This is a genomic window from Rossellomorea sp. ABR4_004, assembly GCF_056159585.1.
The window spans coordinates 58062-64736 of record NZ_JBSWVM010000007.1; the positions used below are offsets into that span (position 1 = coordinate 58062).

Genomic DNA, 6675 nt, shown 5'->3' on the forward strand with positions numbered 1-6675 from the left:
CCCCTTCTAGCTTACTTGGTCACTAGGGCTTAATGCTTCTCGAACCCACGCATTATTGTCGTAGGATAATTCTCTTAAACGAAGGCGATCCTTTGATTTCGGACCTTTGTTCCGAATGATTTCCTTAAAGCGGTTCCAGTCGGGCTGCTTATAGATCCATAAATCCTGTTCTTCATCGAAGTACATCGTCTCATCGGGAAGAGTCAGTCCTAACGACAGCATCCTTGGAACATATTTCGTGAAAAAGTCCTGTCTCAGCTGTTCATTTGTTTTCGTACGGATGTTGTATTTAATGGTGATGTCCTGTTTAGAGGAACCTGTGGTTTTCGCATCACCAGGTCCAAAGAACATAAGAAGCGATTCCCACCAGCGGTCAACTGCATCCTGAACTAATGCCCTTTGATCGGGAGTTCCTTCTGCCAGAGCCATGATGATGGCTTCACCATGCTGTGCGTGGAACACTTCTTCCGCACAAATCCGCTTCAGCGCCCGGGCATATGGACCGTATGAAGCATGGAGCATATTCGTCTGTGTAATGATCGCTGCCCCGTCCACAAGCCAGCCGATCAATCCAGCGTCTCCCCAGGTAGGTGCCTCCATGTGAAAGACGTTATGAAACTTTAAATCTCCTGAAAACAAATCTCTCATAATGTGCTCACGTGTTTTCCCGTAAGGCTTCATTAAATCTTCCGCTACACGAAGCAAAAGCTGTCCATGGCCCATCTCGTCCTGAACCTTCGCCATGATTCCAAGCTTCCTTCTTAGTGTAGGTGCTTTCGGTACCCATTCCTTCTCTGGAAGTGCCCCCATGATTTCACTGATTCCATGCATGGATATCAGCTTGATCAGTGCATTCCGATACTCATCAGGCATCCAATCATCCGCTTCAATCTTTTCATCATTTTCAATCTTTTTCATAAAATGAGTCATACGCTCTTCTTCCGTCAGGTGTTGATTTGATAATACGTCACTCACTGTAGCTCCTCCTTTATCACACAGTTGAAACGCTGTCGCTATATTGTGTGATAACTATTTTTCTCAAAAAAATTTATTGAAACATGGCTTCTCCTCTAAGATCCACAATCCGGATGGCTTTCCCTTCTGAACGGGGGATTTCTTTCGGTCCCCTGATTTTCACATCCATGGAAACATAGCAACGGTCTTTCATGAGGCTTTTCACTTTTGATTCTAATTGATTGATTGCTTCATGCTTTATGTCTTGAGACATTCCTTGGTAGCATTCATCCGTGACCTCAACCTGCAACTCCACCAAATCGAGTGCCCCTTTTTTCTTTAAGTGAACCTGATAATGTGGTGCAAGCTCACTTATCTGGAGCAGGAAGTGTTCCATTTCTGATGGAAACACGTTCACTCCCCTGATGATGAGCATGTCATCCACTCTTCCCTTAACACGTGACATCTTCACCGTCGTTCTTCCACACGAGCATCTACCGTGTGTAATCGAAGCAATATCACCGGTTCTATAACGGATGATCGGAAAGGCTTCCTTCGTTAAACTTGTAAACACAAGCTCACCGACTTCACCTTCTGGTAAAGGCTCTAATGTATCAGGGTTTATGACCTCCACCAGGAAATGATCCTCTGCAATATGAAGGCCATCCTGAGCTTCGTGGCATTCCATGGCAACCCCCGGGCCGATGACTTCACTTAATCCATAAATGTCACATGCTTTAATATCGAGCTTTTTCTCCAACGTTTTTCTCATCGCATTCGACCAGGGCTCTGCCCCGAATATTCCATATTGTAAGGATAGTGAAGCCGGATCCTTCCCTAGTGCTTCCATTGTTTCTGCCAAATTGAGTACATAGGACGGTGTGCCGCATATGACCGTCGGCTGAAAGTCTTCCAGCAAAGTGATTTGTCTGGACATGTTTCCACCTGATACCGGTACTGTGATCATTCCAAGCTTCTCACTTCCATAATGAAGTCCCAAACCTCCTGTAAACAGTCCGTATCCGTATGCATTATGCAGGACATCCCCCGGTTTTCCACCTGACATGGCAATGGCCCGGGCCACAATTTCTCCCCACATGTTGATATCGTTTTGGGTATACCCTACAACCGTTGGCTTTCCGCTTGTTCCGGAAGATGCGTGGACCCTTACCATTTCTTCACGCTTGACCGCGAACAGGCCAAAAGGGTAATGATCGCGTAAATCTTTCTTTTTTGTAAGCGGTAACATTTCAAGGTTTGACAAAGACTTTATATCCTGTGGCTTCAAACCTCTTCGGTCAAATTGCTCACGATAAAAGGGGACTCGTTCATACACATAAGCAGCAATATGTTGTAATCTCTCTAGTTGAAGGCGTTCCATTTGCGATCGACTGGCAGTTTCAATCTCATGCAAAATCAACGTATCGGCCTCCTGTCACTATATAAAAATATATTTATATAACGTTATTAATTCGTTTATGTAATTATGTGTTATATTTATCTACTCACAAGATAACGGTTTTGCAGAAAATTGTCAATATATTTTCAGAAAATTCCTTCAAAGAAAATTCGGTTAAGGATAGGTGAGAAGCGAGCTTGTGAAAAGGTATCTTTATTGGAGTCGGGCATAAAGGGGTGAGAGAATCCGTTTCGCCGATAAATTAAAAATTCCGCCGTTCATTTTCACCAACTATTCTCCTTCCCTATACACCAAAGGTTCACCCCAAAAGAAGGACATCCCATACCAATAGAGAAATCTTACATATAACAAGGAGGCTAAAAAATGACCACATACGAAGGAACAAGACTGATCCAGGCTTTAGAGTTGGAAATCATGGAAAAGAAAAAGCTTCTTGCACAGCTGCGCAAAGAACAAACGTCGCAAAAGGTTGAAAACTACCTCTTTTTAACAACTGACCAGAAAACCGTTACACTAGAGGAGCTTTTCAAAGACAAGGATGAACTGATTATCATTCATAACATGGGGAGGAATTGCCGCTATTGTTCCATGTGGGGGGATGGCTTTAATGGGGTGTATCATCATTTGTTAAGTCGTTGTGAATTTGTTTTATCCTCTCCAGACGACCCGGCCGTTCAAGAAGACTTTGCGTCTTCAAAAGGGTGGTCCTTTCCACTGGTATCATCGAAAGAAAACACTTTTTCACAAGATCTCGGGTTTAAAAACGAGAAAACCTCCATGCCAGGGGTGTCCACTTTCAAGAAAAGTGAAGAAGGAATGATTTATCATTGCAGCTCCGCTTACTTCGGACCAGGAGACGAATATTGTGTCATTTATTCCTTACTGGATCTATTACAGGCACCATCAGACGATTTTGTCCCTCAGCTGAAGCATAACCATCGTTCATCCTTTCAGCTCACTCATAATGTTGCCGTTGGAGTGAACCATTACCATGAGGCGATTCAATTTTACACGAACATCATTGGAATGAAAGTTGATGAGCGGGGACTAAATGAAACCAAGCTATCGATGAATGGTCGGAATTTCTTCATTGAAGATAGTGATCGTAACACCGTGCATTTCGAATTTGCTGTGGATGATTTTGAAAGAAGCAAGCAAAAGCTTCTGGACAGCGGCTGTAAAGTTGATCACGTCTATCATGGGAAGAGTGAAATGATATCTGATCCGTTTGGATTGAAGTTTCATTTGTATGAAGTCCGTAAAACCAACTAATAAAAAGCTTGCTTTGACATTCAAAGCAAGCTTTTATTATTATTCAGTTGCCGGTTTAAGCGTTGTCTCCTCTTGGATCGCTTCTTCCTGCAACTCTTTATCTCGTTTAATTCTTCCATTTCCGACTGACAGGGCTACTCCCACGCCAATCGCGATAAAGATTAAACCTGTTAAGAATACCGTTGTGAAGGCATCAGACCATGCTGTTTCAATGGAAGCAATCACGATGCTGCCTACCTCTTTCGGAACATCCAGTAAACCTGGTGTTACAAGCAGTCCGAACAGAGCATCTGTTTTCTCACTTAACCCTGCAAGGAGTTGACTTGCAGCTGGATTATCCTGCTGTGCCGTCACTTCCTTCATATTCTCTTGAAGTGATTGATTCATAACGGCATTCAATACTGTAATCCCAATCGTTCCACCGATCGAACGGAAGAAGGTGGCCGATGATGTGACAGCCCCCAATCGGGACTTAGGGAATTCATTTTGGACAGCAATCATAAGTGTTGGCATCACCAGACCCATTCCAAATCCCATGACCACCATAAAAAAGTATGCTGTATATTCTTTAGAATCCGGACCCATCGTACTCATCAAGAAGAAGCCGACTACAGTAGTGAGCATACCTGCCGTAAGGACGGTGCGGTATTTCAGTTTCAGTAATAATCTGCCTCCGATGATACTTGCCATAATCATCGCGATCATCATTGGAGTCATCGTAGAACCTGCCTGGGTTGGTGTAACTCCGAGAATCCCCTGCATGAACATCGGTACAAACATAATCGCTCCAAACATTCCTAGACCAAGCAGGAAACCTAACGCATTCGTCGTCGCAAACACTCTGTTCTTAAACAGGCTTAGATCCAGGATTGGTTCTTTTGCTTTGTTTTCGATGAAACCAAATAGAAGCAGTAACACGATGGAACCACCAAAAATCAGAAAGCTTGTTCCTGACGTCCACTCGAATTTGTCTCCTCCGAAATTCAACCCTATCAGTAAAAGCACTAACGCCGGAATCAAGGTAATAATCCCTAAATAATCAATGCTCACCTTATCTGTCGGGCGTCCAACGTTTTCATACTTCAAACCGATGAACAACAGAAGCGCAGATAATAAACCAAATGGTACGTTAATCAAGAAAATCCAGTGCCAGCTGATTGTATCAACGATAAAGCCTCCAATAAATGGACCGATAACGGAGCTTAAGCCGAATAGTGCTCCAAACACCCCCTGCCACTTGGCGCGCTGTTCAGCCGTGAAGATATCCCCAATGATCGTTTGGGATAGAGGCATGATCATTCCTCCACCAATCCCTTGAAGTCCGCGATATAACACAAGCTGTTCCATGGAAGTGGCCGTTGCACACAGTCCTGATCCAATGATAAAAATGATGACTCCGATTAAATACAATAATCTCCTGCCATATAAATCCGATAACTTCCCTACAATCGGAGTGACGGTAGTAGAAGTGATCAGATAAGCCGTGGTCACCCACGCAAAAATGGAAAACCCGTTCAATTCAGCAATGATCGTTGGCATCGCTGTCCCTACTACGGTTTGTTCGAGGGCACTAAAGAACATCCCGATGATCAAGCCGGTCAGAACTAAGCGTTTATTGATCCCTTGTTGTATGGACATAATATGTTTCTCTCCTTATTCTTCTGTTGTTAGATTTTCCACGGCTGAAGCGAGCTTTTCATAGATCATGACAAGTTGATTGACATCTTCTTCATCAAGATAAGCCAGATAGTGGGAAAAAATTTCTCTTCTTTTGGCTTTCGCCTTCTCAAAAACCTCACGGCCCGCCGCTGTTAGATCCAGTTTCACGATGCGCCGGTCCTTTTCATCCCTTTCCCGGGTGACAAAGTCATTTTTGAGTAATCGGTCGATCATGACCGTAATCGCACTGGGCTTTACGTCCAGCCTATCTGCAAGCTCCGTCGATTTTGTACCTTCTGATGCAGATAAGAGATAAAGAATATAAAACTGAGAACCTGTTAAATTCATTTCTTTCAATGAAGAAGTCAGATCTTGTTGAATATGTCTGTTCGAGATTTGAAATGCATTGAACAAACGATCTATATAAGAATGCTGGATATGCTTCGGGTCCATCCTGCTCCTCCATTTCTATTCACGCCATTAATATTTAACCTATTTAAATATTAGTTAGGTTATGTAAAAAAGTCAACGATTTTTTCTCCCCAACATCCGTTGAAAAAAAGTCAGAAAAAATCCATAATAAAAACTTTTTTAAGTAAATGCTTACATGTGGATTTACCATTTACATCCCAGTTTTCACTCTTTATAATCGGGTTGATTGTTTTTACAACTACGGTTACTGAAAGGAGCTTGCTCCATGATGAAACAAGTTCAATCCTTACTGAATATAACTCTTGGCGCTTTCTTGATTGCGCTGAATATACATTTCTTCTTATCGCCAAATAAGGTCGGTACAGGCGGAACGAGCGGAGCAGGTATCGTTCTGTCACAATTCATGGACTTACCTGTCGGTGTGATCATGTTGGCACTTGATATGATCCTATTCATTCTCGGCTTACTTCTGATCGGTCCGAGTTTCGGACTGAAGTCGGTTTTCGCAAGCCTCTCATTAAGTGGAATGGTTTGGGGTTTAGAGGTTTTTCATCCCCTCTACGATCCCATCGGCCATGACGTGCTTATCCAAATTGTGATTGGCACCCTCATTGGGGCCATTGGTGTCGCCATGATCTTTAACCAAGAAGCTTCCGCCGGTGGAACAGGGGTTCTTGCGAAGATTATTAACAAGTTCACTGGTCTGGATCTCGGACGGGCAGTCCTTGCTTCCGATATACTCATTGTCATTTCATCTGCCTGGTTCTTCGGGCTGCAGATCGGATTGTATGCCTTCTTTGGATTGTTATTAAAAGGAATGATGATTGACCGGACCCTTCAATTTTTCAATGAAAACAAAGAAGTGGTGATCATCAGTGAGCACAGTGAGGAAATTAAGCAGTTTATCGTTGGCGACCTTGAAAAAGGGGCCACTCTCC

At 43.2% G+C, this 6675-nt stretch carries 6 protein-coding genes; 2 read left to right on the forward strand and 4 right to left on the reverse strand.

The genetic code is table 11. From position 1 onward, the window contains the following. Positions 1–6: 6 nt before the first annotated feature. Entirely contained in the window at positions 7–930 is a 924-nt protein-coding gene (paaA, locus tag ACXAF2_RS22480; protein WP_397548096.1) for a 1,2-phenylacetyl-CoA epoxidase subunit PaaA, read from the reverse strand. A gap of 118 nt (positions 931–1048) precedes the next feature. Further along, positions 1049–2374, reverse strand: coding sequence for a phenylacetate--CoA ligase family protein (locus ACXAF2_RS22485; protein ID WP_475141952.1), 1326 nt, complete (start codon positions 2372–2374; stop codon positions 1049–1051). Positions 2375–2737: 363 nt separating this feature from the next. Between ACXAF2_RS22485 and ACXAF2_RS22490 the strand changes: the two genes are divergently transcribed. Then, positions 2738–3646 (forward strand): DUF899 family protein, encoded by a 909-nt coding sequence (locus ACXAF2_RS22490; RefSeq protein WP_475141954.1) that lies wholly within the window; start codon positions 2738–2740, stop codon positions 3644–3646. A 39-nt stretch (positions 3647–3685) separates the two neighbouring features. Here ACXAF2_RS22490 and ACXAF2_RS22495 read toward each other — a convergent pair whose 3' ends face one another. Then, positions 3686–5284: an MDR family MFS transporter gene (locus ACXAF2_RS22495; RefSeq protein WP_475141955.1), complete on the reverse strand. Its 1599-nt coding sequence runs from the start codon at positions 5282–5284 to the stop codon at positions 3686–3688. A gap of 15 nt (positions 5285–5299) precedes the next feature. Further along, positions 5300–5758, reverse strand: coding sequence for a MarR family winged helix-turn-helix transcriptional regulator (locus tag ACXAF2_RS22500; RefSeq protein ID WP_475141956.1), 459 nt, complete (start codon positions 5756–5758; stop codon positions 5300–5302). A 244-nt stretch (positions 5759–6002) separates the two neighbouring features. Here ACXAF2_RS22500 and ACXAF2_RS22505 point away from each other — a divergent pair. After that, positions 6003–6675: YitT family protein (locus ACXAF2_RS22505; RefSeq protein WP_475141958.1), on the forward strand; the 673-nt coding region annotated here is incomplete at its 3' end.

Coding starts and splice junctions, on each gene's coding strand:
- paaA (WP_397548096.1), bottom strand. CDS start 930: ATGACTCATTTTATGAAAAAGATTGAAAATGATGAAAAGATTGAAGCG.
- ACXAF2_RS22490 (WP_475141954.1), top strand. CDS start 2,738: ATGACCACATACGAAGGAACAAGACTGATCCAGGCTTTAGAGTTGGAA.
- ACXAF2_RS22495 (WP_475141955.1), bottom strand. CDS start 5,284: ATGTCCATACAACAAGGGATCAATAAACGCTTAGTTCTGACCGGCTTG.
- ACXAF2_RS22500 (WP_475141956.1), bottom strand. CDS start 5,758: ATGGACCCGAAGCATATCCAGCATTCTTATATAGATCGTTTGTTCAAT.